17 protein-coding genes are annotated in these 17,982 nt (G+C 68.8%); 12 read left to right on the top strand and 5 right to left on the bottom strand.

Going from position 1 to position 17,982, the window contains the following annotated elements; all coding sequences use genetic code 11:
- Nucleotides 1–114: 114 nt before the first annotated feature.
- A complete protein-coding gene (locus AC5Y5E_RS28200; RefSeq protein ID WP_499906952.1) occupies nucleotides 115–993 on the bottom strand; it encodes a RecB family exonuclease in 879 nt (292 codons plus the stop codon).
- A gap of 74 nt (nucleotides 994–1,067) precedes the next feature.
- On the opposite strand from AC5Y5E_RS28200, the gene trmI reads away from it, so the two are divergent.
- Entirely contained in the window at nucleotides 1,068–1,910 is an 843-nt protein-coding gene (gene trmI, locus AC5Y5E_RS28195) for a tRNA (adenine(58)-N(1))-methyltransferase TrmI (RefSeq protein ID WP_499906950.1), read from the top strand.
- 4 nt (nucleotides 1,911–1,914) lie between these two features.
- On the opposite strand, the gene AC5Y5E_RS28190 is transcribed toward trmI, so the two are convergent.
- Entirely contained in the window at nucleotides 1,915–2,217 is a 303-nt protein-coding gene (locus AC5Y5E_RS28190; protein WP_499906948.1) for a DUF503 domain-containing protein, read from the bottom strand.
- Between the two features lie 2 nt (nucleotides 2,218–2,219).
- Nucleotides 2,220–2,861: a lipoprotein LppK gene (lppK, locus tag AC5Y5E_RS28185; RefSeq protein WP_499906947.1), complete on the bottom strand. Its 642-nt coding sequence runs from the start codon at nucleotides 2,859–2,861 to the stop codon at nucleotides 2,220–2,222.
- A gap of 237 nt (nucleotides 2,862–3,098) precedes the next feature.
- On the opposite strand from lppK, the gene arc reads away from it, so the two are divergent.
- The gene (gene arc / locus AC5Y5E_RS28180) at nucleotides 3,099–4,928 is read left to right on the top strand and encodes a proteasome ATPase (RefSeq protein ID WP_499906946.1); all 1,830 of its coding nucleotides are present in this window, start codon (nucleotides 3,099–3,101) and stop codon (nucleotides 4,926–4,928) included.
- A 37-nt stretch (nucleotides 4,929–4,965) separates the two neighbouring features.
- On the opposite strand, the gene AC5Y5E_RS28175 is transcribed toward arc, so the two are convergent.
- Nucleotides 4,966–5,580, bottom strand: a complete 615-nt coding sequence (locus AC5Y5E_RS28175) for a hypothetical protein (RefSeq protein ID WP_499907214.1) — start codon at nucleotides 5,578–5,580, stop codon at nucleotides 4,966–4,968.
- A gap of 42 nt (nucleotides 5,581–5,622) precedes the next feature.
- Entirely contained in the window at nucleotides 5,623–6,804 is a 1,182-nt protein-coding gene (locus AC5Y5E_RS28170; RefSeq protein WP_499906944.1) for a hypothetical protein, read from the bottom strand.
- Nucleotides 6,805–6,950: 146 nt separating this feature from the next.
- Here AC5Y5E_RS28170 and dop point away from each other — a divergent pair, with 146 nt between their 5' ends.
- The 10 genes from dop to AC5Y5E_RS28120 all read left to right on the top strand — a co-directional run bounded on the left by dop (nucleotide 6,951) and on the right by AC5Y5E_RS28120 (nucleotide 17,963).
- The gene (gene dop / locus AC5Y5E_RS28165; RefSeq protein ID WP_499906942.1) at nucleotides 6,951–8,459 is read left to right on the top strand and encodes a pup deamidase/depupylase; all 1,509 of its coding nucleotides are present in this window, start codon (nucleotides 6,951–6,953) and stop codon (nucleotides 8,457–8,459) included.
- Between the two features lie 92 nt (nucleotides 8,460–8,551).
- Nucleotides 8,552–8,746, top strand: coding sequence for a ubiquitin-like protein Pup (locus AC5Y5E_RS28160; protein WP_068237096.1), 195 nt, complete (start codon nucleotides 8,552–8,554; stop codon nucleotides 8,744–8,746).
- Nucleotides 8,743–9,633 carry a proteasome subunit beta gene (gene prcB, locus AC5Y5E_RS28155; RefSeq protein ID WP_499906940.1) on the top strand — a complete coding sequence of 297 codons (891 nt, stop codon included), beginning with the start codon at nucleotides 8,743–8,745 and terminating at the stop codon, nucleotides 9,631–9,633. The genes AC5Y5E_RS28160 and prcB overlap by 4 nt, the downstream gene beginning before the upstream one ends.
- Nucleotides 9,630–10,412 carry a proteasome subunit alpha gene (gene prcA / locus AC5Y5E_RS28150; protein ID WP_499906938.1) on the top strand — a complete coding sequence of 261 codons (783 nt, stop codon included), beginning with the start codon at nucleotides 9,630–9,632 and terminating at the stop codon, nucleotides 10,410–10,412. Before prcB ends, prcA begins: the two co-directional genes overlap by 4 nt.
- A gap of 70 nt (nucleotides 10,413–10,482) precedes the next feature.
- Nucleotides 10,483–11,841, top strand: a complete 1,359-nt coding sequence (gene pafA, locus AC5Y5E_RS28145; RefSeq protein WP_499881352.1) for a Pup--protein ligase — start codon at nucleotides 10,483–10,485, stop codon at nucleotides 11,839–11,841.
- Between the two features lie 54 nt (nucleotides 11,842–11,895).
- Nucleotides 11,896–12,882: a helix-turn-helix transcriptional regulator gene (locus AC5Y5E_RS28140; protein WP_499906936.1), complete on the top strand. Its 987-nt coding sequence runs from the start codon at nucleotides 11,896–11,898 to the stop codon at nucleotides 12,880–12,882.
- Nucleotides 12,879–13,856: a helix-turn-helix transcriptional regulator gene (locus AC5Y5E_RS28135; RefSeq protein WP_499906934.1), complete on the top strand. Its 978-nt coding sequence runs from the start codon at nucleotides 12,879–12,881 to the stop codon at nucleotides 13,854–13,856. Before AC5Y5E_RS28140 ends, AC5Y5E_RS28135 begins: the two co-directional genes overlap by 4 nt.
- A 50-nt stretch (nucleotides 13,857–13,906) precedes the next feature.
- Nucleotides 13,907–14,161, top strand: coding sequence for a Sec-independent protein translocase subunit TatA (gene tatA / locus AC5Y5E_RS28130; RefSeq protein WP_066932188.1), 255 nt, complete (start codon nucleotides 13,907–13,909; stop codon nucleotides 14,159–14,161).
- Nucleotides 14,162–14,210: 49 nt separating this feature from the next.
- Nucleotides 14,211–15,167: a twin-arginine translocase subunit TatC gene (tatC, locus tag AC5Y5E_RS28125; RefSeq protein WP_499906932.1), complete on the top strand. Its 957-nt coding sequence runs from the start codon at nucleotides 14,211–14,213 to the stop codon at nucleotides 15,165–15,167.
- Between the two features lie 33 nt (nucleotides 15,168–15,200).
- On the top strand, nucleotides 15,201–17,963 hold the full coding sequence (locus AC5Y5E_RS28120; RefSeq protein ID WP_499907212.1) for a DEAD/DEAH box helicase: 2,763 nt from the start codon (nucleotides 15,201–15,203) through the stop codon (nucleotides 17,961–17,963).
- The last annotated feature ends 19 nt before the right edge of the window (nucleotides 17,964–17,982 follow it).

The raw sequence follows: 17,982 nt of genomic DNA, 5'->3' as shown, positions 1-17,982 counted from the left end.
ACAAAGAATCGATCACGACTCGTCGGCAACCCACTCGGTCGCCGACGCTTTAGACAGGATACCGCACCCGGGGCGCAATCCGCGTCTTCGACGGTTTCGTCGTTACCCGATGCATTATGCCGCTGGTTCGGTCGGATGCGAGATGGGTTGCGCCGCAGTGACATCCGGCCAGCCCGGGTAGGGCGGGGGTGTTCCGCCGAAGGTCGGGCAGAGCTGCTGGTGCGGGCACCAATCGCACAATCGCGACGGGCTGGGGCGGAAATCGCCCGTCGGCGCGGCGGACTGGATGGCGCGCCAGATCGCCATCAGCGTCTTCTCGAAGCGCAGCAGCTCGTCGTGGTCGGGCGCGTAGTCCAACACCTGGCCGTCTGCCAGGTAGATGATGCGTAGCCGGGTGGGGAGCACGTCACGGGAACGCAGCAACGCCACCGCGTAGAACTTCATCTGGAACATCGCCTTGAACTCGGCCAGCGCCCGCGCTTCGGGCGGTGCCTTGCCGGTCTTGTAGTCCACCACCCGCAGCTCGCCGGTCGCCGCGACGTCGATCCGGTCGATGAAGCCACGCAGCAGGGTGCCGTCGGCGAGCTCCACCTCGACGCGCTCCTCGCAGCTTTGCGGGTCGAACCGGGTCGGGTCCTCCAGCCGGTAATAGCCGGTGAGCAACGCGCGGGCCTCCGCCAGCAGTTCGGCTCGCTGTTCGGGGTCCAGGTCGCCGGCCAGGTCGGGCTCGGCGGCGATCACCCGGTCCCAGGCGGGCTCCACCAGCGATGCGGCGGTGTCGGGGCCGCGCATCTCGGCGGGCAGGCCATAAAGCTGCTCCAGCGCGGCGTGCACCACCGAACCGCGCAGCTGCGCGGCCGACGGCGCCTCGGGCAGCCGGTCGATCGCCCGGAAGCGATACAGCAACGGGCATTGCTTGAAATCCGCCGCGCGCGACGGTGACAGCGCTGGTTTGGAAGCCGGTCGGCTGCGCTCCTCCGGCTGGTCCGTCATGTCCGCAGCGTAGAACCGGGTGCCGACAACCCCCAAGCACCGGCCGCGGCGCGTCGGCTGGCACGCTAGACGGCGTGTCCGCGACCGGCCCATTCAGCGTTGGCGAACGGGTCCAACTCACCGACGCCAAGGGTCGGCACTACACGATGTCGCTCACCCCGGGCGCGGAGTTCCACACCCACCGCGGGTCCATCCCGCACGACGCGGTGATCGGGCTGGAGCAGGGCAGCGTGGTCAAATCCAGCAACGGCGCCGACTACTTGGTGCTGCGCCCGCTGCTCATCGACTACCTGATGTCGATGCCCCGCGGGCCGCAGGTGATCTACCCCAAGGACGCCGCCCAGATCCTGCACGAGGGCGACATCTTCCCGGGGGCCCGGGTGCTGGAGGCCGGGGCCGGATCCGGCGCGCTGACCTGCTCGCTGCTGCGCGCCGTCGGGCCCGCGGGGCGGGTGGTCTCCTACGAGCAGCGCGCCGACCACGCCGAACACGCCCGCCGCAACGTATCGGTGTTCTTTGACGGGGAACCCGGCAACTGGCAACTGATCGTCAGCGACCTGGTGGACTCCGACATGCCCGACGGTTCCTTCGACCGCGCCGTGCTCGACATGCTCGCGCCGTGGGAGGTGCTCGGTGCGGCGGCGCGCCTGTTGATCCCCGGCGGGGTGTTGATGATTTACGTCGCCACCGTCACCCAGCTGTCGCGAACGGTGGAGGCGCTGCGGGCCCAGCAGTGCTGGACCGAGCCCCGGGCGTGGGAGACGCTGCAACGCGGCTGGAACGTCGTCGGGCTGGCCGTCCGGCCGCAGCACTCGATGCGCGGGCACACGGCGTTCCTGATATTCACGCGACGGCTCGCACCGGGCGTCGTCGCTCCGGCGCCGCTGGGCCGTAAGCGCCCGGGCCGCGACGGCTAGATGCTCAGTCCTCGCTGCGGTGCAGGCCCCGCCGCGCCGACAGCAGCTCGAACTCGGGATGCGCCGCGACCAGGCGTTCGGCCGCATCCAGCACGTCGACCACGTGGCCGCGGTCGCCGGACACCACGGACACGCCGATGCCCGCCCGTCGATACAGGTCCTGCGCGCCGGTTTCGGCGGCCGACACGCCGAGCTTGCGCTGCAGCTCCGCCACGACGGGACGAACGACCGATCGTTTCTGTTTGAGGGATCGCACCCCAAGCTCCGGGCCCAGCAACACGTCGAACTCGAGCCAGCCGATCCACATGGCTAGCCCGGCGGCGTCGCTGCGGGAGGCGGAGCCGGGGGTGGGGCGGGCGCCGGGTTGGCGGGCGGCGGGTTGGCGGGCGGTGTCCCGGTGGCCGAGTTGCCCAGTGCCAGCAGCATTTCCGCGGTCCGGCGGGACAGCTGCCATCCGCCTTGGAACGGGGTGAACTCCATCGGGAACGTGAAGTTGCCGTTGTTGGCCTGCGCGGTTTTGACGGCGACGGTGGCCATCACGTGGGACGGATTCTTGTCCGACCACGCGACGTCGTTCGCCGCGAAGGTCATCGGGAGGTAGCCGTTGTCCCGCAGCGCGGTGGTGAACTTGTCCAGGGTGCCCGCACTGTCCGGGGTCGCGCCCTCGACGAGGTTCACCTTGTTGATGCCCGGCACGTTAGGGTCGGCGAGCCGGTTCAGGACGTCGATCAGGGCGTCGGGCGGCGGCAGCGGAGCGGTCGGGGGAGCGGCGACGATCAGCGGGGTCGACGTCACCGGGACCCTCGAGGAGGAGGACGACACGACCTTGGGTCCGGTGTGCGCGCACGCGGCGAGCGCGGCCGCCACCACCGCGGCGCTCAGCGCAACGAACCACCGTCGGGGCGTCCGGTTCGTTCTGGGGCTAGGCGTTCGCGCCCGCCGTCGGGCCAACGGGTGCAATGGAAGTCACACCGGGCCTGCCACGCCGAAGAAGACGGTGCCGGCGGAGCCCATGGCAAGGGCTTTTAGGGCCACGACCGTCCTTTCGCTCGGCAAGATTCGTGGCCGAGATTACCAGTGGAACCAAAGTCTTAACTTTTCGTGAGCATTTGACTGCGCACATCAACCGGCAATCGCCGGTAGCGTTGAAGTACCACCGCACATTTCGGGGCGGGAAAGGAGCGCAACATGGGTGACTCAGAGCGTTCTGAAGCATTCGGCAATGCCCGTGAAACTGGCATGTCCAGCGGCGATGCTGCCGAATTGGAACAGTTACGCCGTGAGGCAGCGGTGCTGCGCGAGCAACTGGACCACGCGGTTGGTTCGGCCGGCGGCACTCGATCCGCACGCGACGTGCATCAACTCGAGGCCCGCATCGATTCCCTCGCGGCGCGAAACTCAAAGTTAATGGAAACCCTCAAAGAGGCCCGTCAGCAACTGTTGGCGCTGCGCGAAGAGGTCGACCGGCTGGGTCAGCCGCCCAGCGGCTACGGCGTGTTGTTGGGGGCGCACGAGGACGACACCGTCGACGTGTTCACCTCGGGTCGCAAGATGCGCCTGACGTGCTCGCCCAACATCGAGGTCGGTTCGTTGCGCAAGGGCCAGACGGTCCGGCTCAACGAGGCCCTGACCGTCGTCGAGGCGGGCACGTTCGAATCCGTCGGCGAGATCTCCACCCTGCGCGAGGTGCTCAACGACGGTCACCGCGCCCTGGTCGTCGGCCACGCCGACGAGGAGCGCATCGTGTGGCTGGCCGAGCCGCTGGTCGCCGAGGACCTGCCGGACGGCGTTCCGGACGCCCTCAACGATGACACCAAGCCGCGCAAGTTGCGCCCGGGTGACTCCCTGCTGGTCGACACGAAGGCCGGCTACGCCTTCGAGCGGATCCCCAAGGCCGAGGTCGAAGACCTGGTCCTGGAAGAGGTGCCCGACGTCAGCTACCAGGACATCGGCGGCCTGACGCGCCAGATCGAGCAGATCCGCGACGCTGTCGAGCTGCCGTTCCTGCACAAGGAGCTCTACCGCGAGTACGCGCTGCGCCCGCCCAAGGGTGTGCTGCTCTACGGCCCGCCCGGCTGCGGTAAGACCCTGATCGCCAAGGCGGTCGCCAACTCGTTGGCCAAGAAGATGGCCGAGGTGCGTGGCGACGACGCCCGCGAGGCGAAGTCGTACTTCCTCAACATCAAGGGCCCGGAGCTGCTGAACAAGTTCGTCGGCGAGACCGAGCGGCACATCCGCCTGATCTTCCAGCGGGCCCGCGAGAAGGCGTCGGAAGGGACGCCGGTGATCGTCTTCTTCGACGAGATGGATTCGATCTTCCGCACCCGCGGCACCGGGGTCTCATCCGACGTCGAGACGACGGTGGTTCCCCAGCTGCTGTCCGAGATCGACGGTGTGGAGGGGCTGGAGAACGTCATCGTGATCGGCGCCTCCAACCGCGAGGACATGATCGACCCGGCGATCCTGCGGCCCGGGCGCCTCGACGTGAAGATCAAGATCGAGCGCCCGGATGCCGAAGCAGCGCAAGACATCTTCTCGAAGTACCTGATCGAGTCGCTGCCCCTGCACGCCGACGACCTCACCGAGTTCGACGGCGACCGCACCGCCTGCATCAAGGCGATGATCGAAAAGGTCGTCGAGCGGATGTACGCCGAGATCGACGACAACCGGTTCCTGGAGGTCACCTACGCCAACGGTGACAAAGAGGTCATGTACTTCAAGGACTTCAACTCCGGGGCGATGATCCAGAACGTCGTCGACCGGGCGAAGAAGAACGCGATCAAGTCCGTGCTGGAGACCGGTCAACCCGGGCTTCGCATTCAGCACCTGCTCGACTCGATCGTCGACGAGTTCGCCGAGAACGAGGACCTGCCCAACACGACCAACCCCGATGACTGGGCGCGGATTTCGGGCAAGAAGGGCGAGCGGATCGTCTACATCCGCACGCTGGTCACGGGCAAGTCGTCGAGCGCGTCCCGGGCCATCGACACCGAGTCGAACCTGGGTCAGTACCTGTAGGCGCTTAGGTCGCGCCACCGCGCGGCCTGAGCGGCCGTCAGGTCTCCAGCGAATAGCTGTTGGTCAGGTTGTCCTGCAGCACCTGGGCGGCTTGGCTTCTGGTGTCCACGCGCAGTTCGTCGGTGAGCACGCGCGGCTGATAGCTCCACCCGTCGGGCAGCTCGAGCCGGCTGGCCAGCCCGGGCAGGTCTTCCCGCTTGAGGTTGGGGTCGGTGACCTGGCTCCAGGTCTGCATGACCCAGCGTTTCCCGTGCGGATCGATCAGCTCGTAGATCTCTTCGCCGGCGTTGAAGACGAACACCGTGTGGCGGCTCACCTTGTTCACGCTGAAGGGTGCGGGGTTCATCGAGGACAGCAGGACGGTGGCCTGCAGGATCATCTCGATGCCCCCGAAGGTCTTCGTCACCTGCGGGCCCTGCCGCTCCTTTTCGATGGAGTTCATCAGCCAATAGCGGGGGCCGTTGAGCAGGGCCGCGGCCGCGCCGTTCTCGGCGGCGATCGCGTGCGGGTCCAACGCCGACCACAGTTCGGCGGGACAGTCGTTGAGCGGGAAGCTGTTGTAAACCGAAGCCTGCGGGCCGGCCTCGCCGGGAGTCACGAGAAGCACTTCCCCGTAACGCTTCCCGGCCAGGTCGCTCACCGGTTCATGCATTGCTTCGGCCTCTTCGGCGCGGTGGCGGGACACCCTGTGAAATTAATCACTGCCCTGGTCGGCGTCAACTTCACACGCCGGAGCGGCCACGGCGCCGCGGTAGCGGTTGCGCGCGATCAGGGTCGTGTGCAAGTCGTCGATGAGCGGGTCGAGGAACGTCGATCGGTACTCGGCGTCGCCGGCCGCGCGGGCGCTGATGTACATGAATGTCAACGCGCCGAGGAACAACGTCATGTGGATCAGCGAATCGGGCACCGGCAGCGTGAATCCCAGCACGGTCGCGGTGCTCGTGTAGGTGTGGGTCCATTCGTTGAGCAGCGACGGGCTGAGCACGATCAGCCCCAGGATCAGGTAGATGGCGGCCGTGACCACCGCGACCACCAGGATCTGCGCCAGCTGCGAGGCGGCCAAAACGAAGATGACGTTGAGGCGTTCGGCTCGTTTCAGCGGCGCGCAGTCGGGCTTATCCGGCAGGGCCGCGAAGGGCGTGTCGGCCAGCCCTTCGGTGTCCCCGGGCAGCGCCGCCGTCGACTGCAGCATCGGCCTGGCCCGGTCGTGGGTGGCGGAGACGACGAAGGCCGCGGCGATCGAGACGAGGAACGCCATTGCCAGCCCGAGCCGTTCCCCACTGATCGTCGCCGCCATGAGCCAGACGTAGGTGTTGAAGAACACCAAGGCGGTCAGGAGCACGACGGGCAGCGCACGCACCGCCAGGGCACCGACCGTCGTCAGGTGCGACAGCATCATGCGCACCGCCCACCCGACGACCGACCCGAGGCCGCAGCCGGTCAGCACCAGCACCGCGGCCACCACGACGGCTTCCTGCATCAGTTGCCCGAGCCCGCCCACCGTGGCCCCCACGCAGGCCACCAAGATCACCGCGATCGTCGACACGGCCGCGCGGGTCCGGCCGCTGTGTGACCGCGACACCAGCCAGCCCACGAGCGCCATCAGCGGAAGGGCGAGCCCGATGATCGTCAGGAGAAGCACCTCGGAGGTTGTCGGCTGTCCGCTGATGTGGACGTCGCGCCCGCCGGTGATCAGGTAGACGGGCAGGACGCAGGCCTGCAGCGTCGCGTAGGACGCGAGCATGGGCGCCGACCGCGGCCATAGCCGTCGCCAGCGCGACCGCCTCGTCAGCACCGACGGCAAACCCCGGTTCAGAAACCAGCTTTCGGCCGCGGCATTCGCCGTCCCGCGCGCCGGGCGAAGGGAAAGCCCCATGCGCGCAAACCCTAATGGCAGCGCGCCACCAAATGGCGCTTATTGCACCCGATTCGGGCCGCATTGTCGCTGGCCCCGAGTGAATCGCGCGGCCCGTCGTGGCCCCGCCTCGGGGGCTACATCGTCACCGGGCCTATCTTGAAGTAATGCAAAGGATTATCGGGACGGAGGTCGAGTACGGCATCTCGTCGCCGTCGGACCCGACCGCCAACCCGATCCTCACCTCGACGCAGGCGGTCCTGGCCTACGCGGCCGCCGCCGGCATCCAGCGCGCCAAGCGCACCCGCTGGGACTACGAGGTGGAATCGCCGCTGCGCGACGCCCGCGGCTTTGACCTGAGCCGCTCGGCCGGGCCGCCGCCGGTGGTCGACGCCGACGAGGTGGGCGCGGCCAACATGATCCTGACCAACGGGGCGAGGCTCTACGTCGACCACGCGCACCCGGAATACTCCGCCCCCGAGTGCACCGACCCGCTGGACGCGGTGATCTGGGACAAAGCCGGTGAGCGGGTGATGGAGGCCGCCGCGCGGCACGTCGCCAGCGTGCCCGGCGCCGCGAAACTGCAGCTCTACAAGAACAACGTCGACGGCAAGGGCGCCTCCTACGGGTCCCACGAGAACTACCTGATGTCGCGGCAGACGCCGTTCTCGGCGATCATCGCCGGCCTGACCCCGTTTCTGGTGTCCCGGCAGGTCGTCACCGGTTCCGGCCGGGTCGGCATCGGGCCCGCCGGTGACGAACCCGGCTTCCAGCTGTCCCAGCGCTCGGACTACATCGAGGTCGAAGTCGGGCTGGAGACCACGCTCAAGCGCGGCATCATCAACACGCGCGACGAGCCGCACGCCGACGCGGACCGGTATCGCCGGCTGCACGTGATCATCGGCGACGCGAACCTGGCCGAGACGTCGACCTATTTGAAGCTGGGCACCACCGCGCTGGTCCTCGATCTGATCGAAGACGGCCCCGCCCACGGGATCGACCTGAGCGACCTGGCGTTGGCGCGGCCGGTGCACGCGGTCCACGCCATCAGCCGCGACCCGTCGCTGCGGGTCGCCGTGGCCCTGGCCGACGGGCGCGAACTGACCGCCCTTGCGCTGCAACGGATTTATCTCGACCGGGTGGCGAAGCTGATCGACAGCCGCGACCCCGACCCGCGCGCGGCCGACGTCGTCGAAACGTGGGCGGACGTGCTCGACAAGCTCGAGCGCGACCCGATGGACTGCGCCGAGCTGCTGGACTGGCCGGCCAAGCTGCGGCTGCTCGAGGGCTTCCGGCAGCGGGAGAACCTGAACTGGTCGGCGCCGCGGCTGCACCTGGTCGACCTGCAATATTCCGACGTCCGGCTGGACAAGGGGCTGTACAACCGCCTGGTCGCCCGCGGTTCGATGAAGCGCCTCGTGAGCGAACACCAGGTGATCGATGCCGTCGACAATCCGCCGACGGACACGCGCGCGTACTTCCGCGGGGAATGCCTGCGCAGGTTCGGCGCCGACATCGCCGCGGCCAGCTGGGACTCGGTGATTTTCGACCTCGGGGGCGATTCGCTGGTCCGCATCCCGACGCTGGAGCCGCTGCGCGGCAGTAAAGCCCACGTCGGAGCGTTGCTGGACTCGGTGGACAGCGCGGTGGAGCTGGTGGCACAACTGACCAGCTAAGTGGCGTTGGATCGGGAAACGTCGGCGTTGACCGGTAATGTAGAGAGAACCAGCGGGCGTGTGAGCGGCCGATAACTAAGCAGGAGGCGGCGATGGCTCAGGAGCAGACCAAGCGTGGTGGTGGCGGTGGCGACGAAGACGACTTCGGCGACGCCACGGCCGCGGGCCAGGAGCGTCGCGAGAAGCTAGCCGAAGACACCGACGACCTGCTTGACGAGATTGACGACGTCCTTGAGGAAAACGCCGAGGACTTTGTCCGCGCGTATGTCCAAAAGGGCGGACAGTGACCTGGCCGTTCGCTGATCGACTGTCCATCAACTCCCCACTCTCGGGGAATCCGGCGATAAACCTGTCGTCGTTTGCTGACCACCTTCGCCGCAACGCGCCCGAGTTGCTGCCGGCCAGCCTGAGCGGGGGCGGCCAAGGCGGTGCCGTCGGGGACCAGTTGCCGCACGGGACCACGATCGTCGCGTTGAAGTACCCGGGCGGCGTCGTCATGGCGGGTGACCGGCGCTCGACGCAGGGCAACATGATCGCCGGGCGCGACGTGAAGAAGGTGTACATCACCGACGACTACACCGCGACCGGCATCGCCGGCACCGCCGCGATCGCCGTCGAGTTCGCCCGGCTCTACGCTGTGGAACTCGAGCACTACGAGAAGCTCGAGGGCGTGCCGCTCACGTTTGCCGGAAAGGTCAACCGGCTCGCGATCATGGTGCGCGGAAACCTGGCCGCGGCGATGCAGGGGCTGGTCGCTCTGCCGCTGCTGGCCGGGTATGACATCCACGCGGCGGACCCGGAAAGCGCGGGCCGCATCGTGTCTTTCGATGCCGCCGGCGGTTGGAACATCGAGGAAGAGGGCTACCAGGCGGTGGGATCGGGGTCGATCTTCGCCAAGTCGTCGATGAAGAAGCTGTATTCACAAGTGTCCGACGTCGATTCGGCGCTGCGCGTGATCGTGGAGGCGCTTTACGACGCCGCCGACGACGATTCGGCCACCGGCGGCCCGGACCTGGTCCGCGGCATCTACCCCACGGCGGTCACCATCGGTGCCGAGGGGGCGGCCGAAGTGCCGGAGAGCCGTATTGCCGAACTGGCCCGGGAGGTCATCGAAAGCCGCTCGCGGGCGGACACTTTCGGACCCGACGCCGAACCGCGGGGTAAGAAGAAGTGAGCTTCCCGTATTTCATCTCGCCCGAGCAGGCGATGCGCGAGCGCAGCGAGCTCGCGCGCAAGGGCATCGCACGGGGCAAGAGCGTGGTGGCGCTCGCCTACGCCGACGGCGTGCTGTTCGTCGCGGAGAACCCGTCGCGGTCGCTGCAGAAGATCAGCGAACTCTACGATCGCGTCGGCTTTGCGGCCGCGGGCAAGTTCAACGAGTTCGACAACCTGCGCCGCGGGGGCATCCAGTTCGCCGACACCCGCGGGTATGCCTACGACCGCCGCGACGTGACGGGCCGGCAGCTGGCCAACGTGTACGCGCAGACCCTGGGCAGCATCTTCACCGAGCAGGCCAAGCCCTACGAGGTCGAGTTGTGCGTCGCCGAGGTGGCGCACTACGGCGAGACGAAACCGCCTGAGCTGTACCGCATTACCTATGACGGCTCGATCGCCGACGAACCGCATTTCGTGGTGATGGGCGGCACCACCGAACCGATCGTCACGGCGCTCAAGGACTCCTACGCCGAAAACGCGCACCTGCGTGAGGCTTTGGGCATCGCGGTGGCGGCGCTCCGGGCGGGTAGCGCGGATGCCTCGAACGGCGACCAGCCCGCCCTCGACGTGAGCAGCCTCGAGGTGGCCATCCTCGACGCCAACCGGCCGCGGCGGGCGTTCCGGCGGATCAATCGCCCCACCCTGGAGAACTTGCTGAAGAAGTCGGGTGGCGCGAAGTCCAAGGACGCGAAGTCGGGCGGAGAAGAGTCGGAAGCGACGGGCGAGTCCTCGGACTAGATCCGCCCGAAAACATCCCTGGGCGCGGCTTCTGCACCTTTGCGGCGCGACAACCAGTACGCTCGATTACGTGCAGCGACGAATTATGGGCATCGAGACCGAGTTCGGTGTCACCTGCACGTTCCACGGCCATCGCCGGCTGTCTCCCGACGAGGTCGCCCGGTACCTGTTCCGGCGGGTGGTGTCGTGGGGCCGCAGCTCCAACGTCTTCTTGCGAAACGGCGCCCGCCTCTACCTCGATGTCGGCAGCCACCCCGAGTACGCCACGGCCGAGTGCGACAGCCTGGTGCAGCTGGTCACCCACGACCGGGCCGGTGAATGGGTGCTGGAAGACCTGCTGGTGGACGCCGAGCAGCGGCTCGCCGACGAGGGCATCGGCGGCGACATCTACCTGTTCAAGAACAACACCGACTCGGCGGGCAACTCCTACGGTTGCCACGAGAACTACCTGATCGTGCGGGCCGGTGAGTTCTCCCGGATCTCCGACGTGCTGCTGCCGTTCCTGGTCACCCGGCAGCTGATCTGCGGCGCCGGCAAGGTGCTGCAGACCCCCAAGGCCGCGACGTTCTGCCTGTCCCAACGTGCCGAGCACATCTGGGAGGGCGTCTCCTCGGCCACCACCCGCAGCCGCCCGATCATCAACACCCGCGACGAGCCGCACGCCGACGCCGAGAAGTACCGGCGCCTGCACGTCATCGTCGGCGACTCCAACATGTGCGAGACGACCACCATGCTCAAGGTGGGCACCGCCGCGCTGGTGCTGGAGATGATCGAGGCCGGCGTTCCGTTCCGCGACTTCTCGCTGGACAACCCGATCCGCGCCATCCGCGAGGTCAGCCACGACGTCACGGGCCGGCGGCCGGTGCGGCTGGCGGGCGGACGGCAGGCCAGCGCCCTGGACATCCAGCGCGAGTACTACAGCCGCGCCGTCGAGCACCTGCAGACCCGGGAGCCCAACGCCCAGATCGAGCAGGTCGTCGACCTGTGGGGCCGGCAGCTGGACGCCGTCGAGAGCCAGGACTTCGCCAAGGTGGACACCGAGATCGACTGGGTGATCAAGCGCAAGCTGTTCCAGCGCTACCAGGACCGCTACAACATGGAGCTGTCCGACCCGAAGATCGCCCAGCTGGACTTGGCCTACCACGACATCAAGCGCGGTCGTGGCGTCTTCGACCTGCTGCAGCGCAAGGGGCTGGCCGCGCGCGTGACCACCGACGAGGACATCGCGGAGGCCGTCGACAACCCGCCGCAGACCACCCGCGCCCGGCTGCGCGGGGAGTTCATCAGCGCCGCCCAGGCGGCGGGCCGCGACTTCACCGTCGACTGGGTGCACCTCAAGCTCAACGACCAGGCGCAGCGCACCGTGCTGTGCAAGGACCCGTTCCGGGCGGTCGACGAGCGGGTCAAGCGGTTGATCGCGAGCATGTAGCCAGCGGCGCGCGCCGGAAGCGCCCGCCGCGGCTCATCGAATAACCTGGTACAAATGGCGACCTCGAAAGTCGAGCGGCTGGTTAATCTCGTCATCGCCCTGCTGTCCACCCGCGGCTACGTCACCGCCGAAAAGATCAGGTCCAGCGTCGCCGGCTATTCCGACAGCCCCAGCGCCGAGGCGTTTTCGCGGATGTTCGAGCGCGACAAGAACGAATTGCGCGACCTCGGGATCCCGCTGGAGGTCGGCCGGGTGTCCGTCATGGATCCCACCGAGGGCTACCGGATCAACCGCGACGCCTACGCGCTGGCGGCGGTCGACCTCAGCCCGGACGAGGCGGCCGCGGTGGCGGTCGCCACGCAGCTGTGGGAGTCGCCCGAACTGATCACCGCCACCCAGGGCGCCTTGCTCAAGCTGCGCGCCGCCGGGGTCGAGGTCGACCCGGACGCCCCGGTGGCCATCGCGTCGCCGGCGGGCGTGCCGGGCCTGCGCGGATCGGAGGAGGTGCTCGGAATCCTGTTGTCCGCCATCGGTTCCCGACAAGCGGTGCAGTTTCCGCACCGGCCATCGCGGGCCGAGCCCTACACGACGCGCACCGTCGAGCCGTGGGGTGTGGTCACCGAGAAGGGCCGCTGGTACCTGGTCGGCCACGACCGCGACCGCGACGCCATTCGCACCTTCCGGCTGTCCCGGATCGGCGCCGACATCACCCCCATCGGCCCGCCCGGCGCCGTCACCGTGCCCGACGGCGCCGACTTGCGCAAGATCGTGGCACAGACGGTCACCGAGTGGCCGGCCGGCGGGCAGGCCCGGGTGTGGGTGGCCGACGGGCGGGCCACCGCGCTGCGTCGCGCCGGGAGGTCGATCGGGGCGCAACAGTTGGCCGGCCGCGACGGCGAGGTGATCGAACTGGGCATCGGCTCCGCCGACCAGCTGGCGCGTGACGTCGCCGGCTACGGCGCCGACGCCGTGGTGCTCGAGCCGCAGTCCCTGCGCGACGAGGTGGTGGCCAGGTTGCGAGCGCACGTGGTGGTGCCATGACTCCTGTGTCCACCCGCTTGGTTCGGCTGCTCAACATGGTCCCGTATTTCCAGGCCAATCCGAAGGTCACCCGGGCCAAGGCCGCCGCCGACCTCGGCGTGTCGGAAAAGCAGTTGGAGGAGGACCTCAACCAGCTGTGGATGTGCGGGCTTCCCGGCTACTTCCCGGGTGACCTCATCGACTTCGAGTTCTCCGGCGACACCATCGAGGTGACGTTCTCCGCGGGCATCGACCGGCCGCTCAAACTCACGTCCCCGGAGGCCACCGGCCTGCTGGTGGCGTTGCGGGCGCTGGCCGAAATCCCCGGCGTGGTCAACCCGGAGGCGGCGCGCAGCGCGATCGCCAAGATCGAAGCCGCCGCCGGCGCCGTCGGGCACGACGCCTCGGCGGCCGTGGCGGCGGTCGACGAGCCCGCACCCGTCGAAAGCCGCGCCGCGGCCGCCGTCCGCACGGCGGTGCAGTACAAGCGCGCGCTGGCCATCGACTACTACTCCGCCTCGCACGACACCCTGACCAGCCGCGTCGTCGACCCCATTCGCGTCCTGCTGATCGGGGGCCACAGCTACTTGGAGGCCTGGTCGCGCGAGGCCGAGGGCGTCCGGCTGTTCCGCTTCGACCGGATCGTCGACGCCACCGAGCTGGGCGAGCCGGCCGCCCCGCCGGAACCGGCGCTGCACGCGCCGCCGGACACGTCGCTGTTCGACGGCGATCCGTCGCTGCCGTCGGCCCGGCTGTGGGTGGCGCCCGCGGCGTCGTGGATGTTCGAGTACTACCCGATGCGGGAGGTGGTCGAGCTGGCCGACGGGTCGTGCGAGGCCGTCATGACCTACGCCTCGGAGGACTGGATGACGCGCCTGGTGCTGGGCTTCGGGTCGGCGGTGCGGGTGCTTGAACCGGAGTCGCTGGCCCGACGTGTACGGGATGCCGCGGCCGCGGCCCTGGAGTCCTACCAGGTCGCGGCGCGGCCCGACTAGCTGGGACCGTCGCTGCGGTAGCATCGGGTGGACGTCTGGAGGTAATCAAAGTGGGCAGTCTTAGTCCGTGGCACTGGGCGATCCTCGCTGTCGTAGTGATCCTGTTGTTCGGTGCCAAGAAGCTCCCCGATGCCGCGCGCTCGTTGGGCAAGTCGATGCGCATTTTCAAGTCCGAGATGCGGGAAATGCAGACCGAAGGCAAGTCTGAAACGCCGTCGATCGAGACGCCCCAGCCCGTGCAGTCGCAGCGGGTCGACCCGCCGGCGGCCACCGAGCAGGGCCACACCGAAGCGCGCCCGGCCTAGCCGCGCCGCCGCGGTGCCCGAGCGCCACTGACCGACCGCAAAGACCACCGTGAAAGGTTTCAAGGTTTCAGCGCGCACCGCTGGCCTGCTGAAACGGCTCAACCCTCGTAACAGGCGCAGCCGCACCAACCCGGACGCGACGATGTCGCTGGTCGACCACCTGACCGAGTTGCGCACCCGGCTGCTGATCTCGCTGGCCGCCATCCTGGTCACCACGATTTTCGGGTTCTTCTGGTACTCGCATTCGCTCTTCGGGCTGGAAAGCCTCGGCGAATGGCTGCGCCATCCGTATTGTTCGCTGCCGCAGTCGGCACGGGCGAGCATCAGCGCCGACGGGCAGTGCCGGCTGCTGGCCACCGCCCCGTTCGACCAATTCATGTTGCGCCTCAAGGTCGGGCTGACGGCCGGCCTCGTGCTGGCCTGCCCGGTGTGGCTCTACGAGCTGTGGGCGTTCATCACGCCCGGGCTCTACCAGAAGGAGCGCCGCTTCGCGGTCGGGTTCGTCGTGCCCGCGGCGGTGCTGTTCGTCGTCGGCGCCGTGCTGGCCTACTTCGTGCTGTCGAAGGCGCTGGGGTTCCTGCTGACCGTCGGCAGCGACGTGCAGGTGACCGCCTTGTCGGGGGACCGGTATTTCGGCTTCCTGATCAACCTGCTGGTGGTCTTCGGGGTCAGCTTCGAGTTTCCGCTGCTGATCGTCATGCTCAACGCGGTCGGCGTGCTGAGCTACGAGCGGCTCAAGTCCTGGCGGCGCGGGCTGATCTTCGGCATGTTCGCCTTCGCGGCCATCTTCACGCCCGGATCCGACCCGTTTTCGATGACGGCGCTCGGGATCGCGCTGTCGGTGCTGCTCGAGTTCGCCATCCAGATCTCCCGACTGCACGACCGCCGCAAGGCCAAGCGCGAAGCCCAGGTCACGATTCCCGACGACGAGGCGTCGGTCATCGAGCCGCCCGAGCCGATACCGGAGCCGTCCTTCACGGCCGGGCAACATGACGACGTCACCTAGATGTCGGCGTCGCATGGCGGCGGCGTGACGGAGCTGACCGAGCTGCCCGAGCTCGTGCGGTTCGCCGCCGAACTGAGCTTCACGCTCGACGAATTTCAGCGGCGCGCGTGCGAGGCGCTGGAACGCGGCCACGGCGTGCTGGTGTGCGCGCCGACCGGCGCCGGGAAAACGGTGGTCGGCGAATTCGCCGTGCACCTGGCGCTGGCTTCCGGCGGCAAATGCTTCTACACCACGCCGCTCAAGGCGCTGAGCAACCAGAAGCACACCGACCTCTGCGAGCGTTACGGCCGCGACCGGATCGGGCTGCTGACCGGCGACATGTCGGTGAACGGCGACGCACCCGTCGTGGTGATGACCACCGAAGTGCTGCGCAACATGCTCTACGCCAATTCGACTGCGCTGCAAGGGCTTTCCTATGTGGTGATGGACGAGGTGCATTTCCTGGCCGATCGGATGCGGGGTCCGGTGTGGGAGGAGGTGATCCTGCACCTGCCCGACGAGGTGCGCGTGGTCAGCTTGTCGGCGACGGTGAGCAACGCCGAGGAGTTCGGGGGCTGGATCCAGACCGTCCGCGGCGACACCACCGTCGTCGTCGACGAGCACCGCCCTGTTCCGTTGTGGCAGCACGTGTTGGTCGGCAAGCGGCTGTTCGACCTGTTCGACTACTCGCACGCGCAGCCGGACGCCGGTGCCAAGCCGCGCGTGGACCCCGACCTCGTGCGCCACATCGCGCATCGCCGCGAGGCGGACCGGATGTCGGACTGGCAGCCCCGGCGACGAGGAGCCGGACGGGCCGGTTCCGGCCGGCCGCGCTTCTACCGGCCGCCCGCGCGGCCGGACGTGATCGGCATCCTGGACTCGCAGGGGTTGCTGCCTGCGATCACGTTCGTGTTCTCCCGCGCCGGCTGCGACGCCGCCGTCGCGCAGTGCCTGCGCTCGCCGCTGCGGCTGACCACCGAGGAGGAGCGCGCGCAGATCGCCGAGGTGATCGAGCACCGCTGCGGTGACCTGGCCGACGCCGACCTGGCGGTGCTCGGGTACTACGAGTGGCGCGAGGGGTTGCTGCGCGGGTTGGCGGCCCACCACGCGGGGATGTTGCCGGCGTTCCGGCACACGGTCGAGGAGCTGTTCACCGCGGGCCTGGTCAAGGCGGTATTCGCCACCGAAACCCTCGCGCTGGGCATCAACATGCCCGCCCGCACGGTGGTGCTCGAGCGGCTGGTCAAGTTCAACGGCGAGCAGCACGTGCCGCTCACGCCGGGGGAGTACACGCAGCTGACCGGGCGCGCCGGCAGACGCGGCATCGACGTCGAGGGCCACGCGGTGGTGCTGTGGAATCCCAGCGAGGAAACCACCGAACCCTCCGCGGTAGCCGGGCTGGCGTCCACCCGCACCTTCCCGCTGCGCAGCTCGTTCGCCCCGTCGTACAACATGACGATCAACCTGGTGCAGCACATGGGTCCCGAGCAGGCGCACCAGTTGCTCGAGCAATCGTTCGCCCAGTACCAGGCCGACCGCTCGGTCGTCGGCCTGGTCCGCGGCATCGAGCGCGGCGAGCGGATGCTCGACGAGATCGCCGCCGAGCTCGGCGGGCGGGACGCGCCGATCTTCGAATACGCGCGGCTACGGGCGCGGATCTCCGAGCTGGAGCGCGCGCAGTCCCGCGCGTCGCGGCTGCAGCGGCGACAGGCCGCCAGCGATGCGCTGGCCGCGCTGCGCCGGGGCGACATCATCACCATCACCCACGGCCGGCGCGGCGGGCTGGCGGTGGTGCTGGAGTCCGCGCGCGACGGCGACGATCCGCGCCCGCTGGTCCTCACCGAAAACCGTTGGGCGGGAAGGATTTCGTCGGCCGACTATTCGGGCGCGACCGCGCCCGTCGGCTCGATGCCGTTGCCCAAGCGCGTCGAACACCGCCAGCCGCGGGTGCGCCGCGACCTGGCGTCGGCGCTGCGGTCGGCGGTCGCCGGGCTGGCTGTTCCGGCCACCCGCCGCGGCGGTCGCGGCGACGGGGACGGCGCGTTTCACGATCCGGAGCTGGCGTCGTTGCGCGCGGAACTGCGTCGGCACCCCGCGCACAGCGCCCCCGACCTCGAGCCCCGGATGCGTCAGGCCGAGCGGTACCTGCGCATGGAACGCGACAACGCGCAGCTGGAGAAAAAGGTCGGCGCCGCCACCAACTCGCTGGCCCGGACCTTCGACCGGATCGTCGGGCTGCTCACCGAGCGCGGCTTCATCCAGGGTCCGGCCGCCGATCCGCACGTGACCGACGACGGCCGGCTGCTGGCCCGCATCTATAGCGAAAGCGACCTCTTGGTCGCCGAATGCCTGCGCACCGGCGCGTGGGCGGGCTTGAAACCCGCCGAGTTGGCGGCGGTGGTCTCGTCCGTGCTGTACGAGTCCCGCGGCGGCGACGGGGCGGGTGCCGCATTGGCCGCCGAGGTGCCCACCCAGCGGCTGCGGCAGGCGCTGCAGCAGACTTCGAGGCTGTCGATCGAGCTGCGCGCCGACGAGCAGGCGCACCGGATCGGCCCGAGCCGCGAACCCGACGACGGCTTCGTCAACGTCATCTACCGGTGGGCCCGAACTGGCGACCTGGCCGCGGCGCTGGCCGTCGCCGATGTGGCCGGCGCCGGCTCGCCCTTGTCGGCGGGGGACTTCGTGCGCTGGTGCCGCCAAGTCCTCGACCTGTTGGACCAGGTTCGCAACGCTGCGCCGGATCCGGAGCTGCGCGCCGCCGCCAAGCGCGCCATCAATGACGTCCGGCGCGGCGTCGTTGCAGTTGACGCCGGGTAGGCTGGGCCCGAGCTACCGT

Source organism: Mycobacterium sp. NGS54, from assembly GCF_059812465.1.
Note: the sequence above shows the minus strand (reverse complement) of the source record. Positions and strands in the feature narration are given on the sequence as shown.

Coding starts and splice junctions, on each gene's coding strand:
- AC5Y5E_RS28200 (WP_499906952.1), bottom strand. CDS start 993: ATGACGGACCAGCCGGAGGAGCGCAGCCGACCGGCTTCCAAACCAGCG.
- AC5Y5E_RS28190 (WP_499906948.1), bottom strand. CDS start 2,217: ATGTGGATCGGCTGGCTCGAGTTCGACGTGTTGCTGGGCCCGGAGCTT.
- arc (WP_499906946.1), top strand. CDS start 3,099: ATGGGTGACTCAGAGCGTTCTGAAGCATTCGGCAATGCCCGTGAAACT.
- AC5Y5E_RS28175 (WP_499907214.1), bottom strand. CDS start 5,580: ATGCATGAACCGGTGAGCGACCTGGCCGGGAAGCGTTACGGGGAAGTG.
- AC5Y5E_RS28170 (WP_499906944.1), bottom strand. CDS start 6,804: ATGGGGCTTTCCCTTCGCCCGGCGCGCGGGACGGCGAATGCCGCGGCC.
- dop (WP_499906942.1), top strand. CDS start 6,951: ATGCAAAGGATTATCGGGACGGAGGTCGAGTACGGCATCTCGTCGCCG.
- AC5Y5E_RS28160 (WP_068237096.1), top strand. CDS start 8,552: ATGGCTCAGGAGCAGACCAAGCGTGGTGGTGGCGGTGGCGACGAAGAC.
- AC5Y5E_RS28140 (WP_499906936.1), top strand. CDS start 11,896: ATGGCGACCTCGAAAGTCGAGCGGCTGGTTAATCTCGTCATCGCCCTG.
- AC5Y5E_RS28135 (WP_499906934.1), top strand. CDS start 12,879: ATGACTCCTGTGTCCACCCGCTTGGTTCGGCTGCTCAACATGGTCCCG.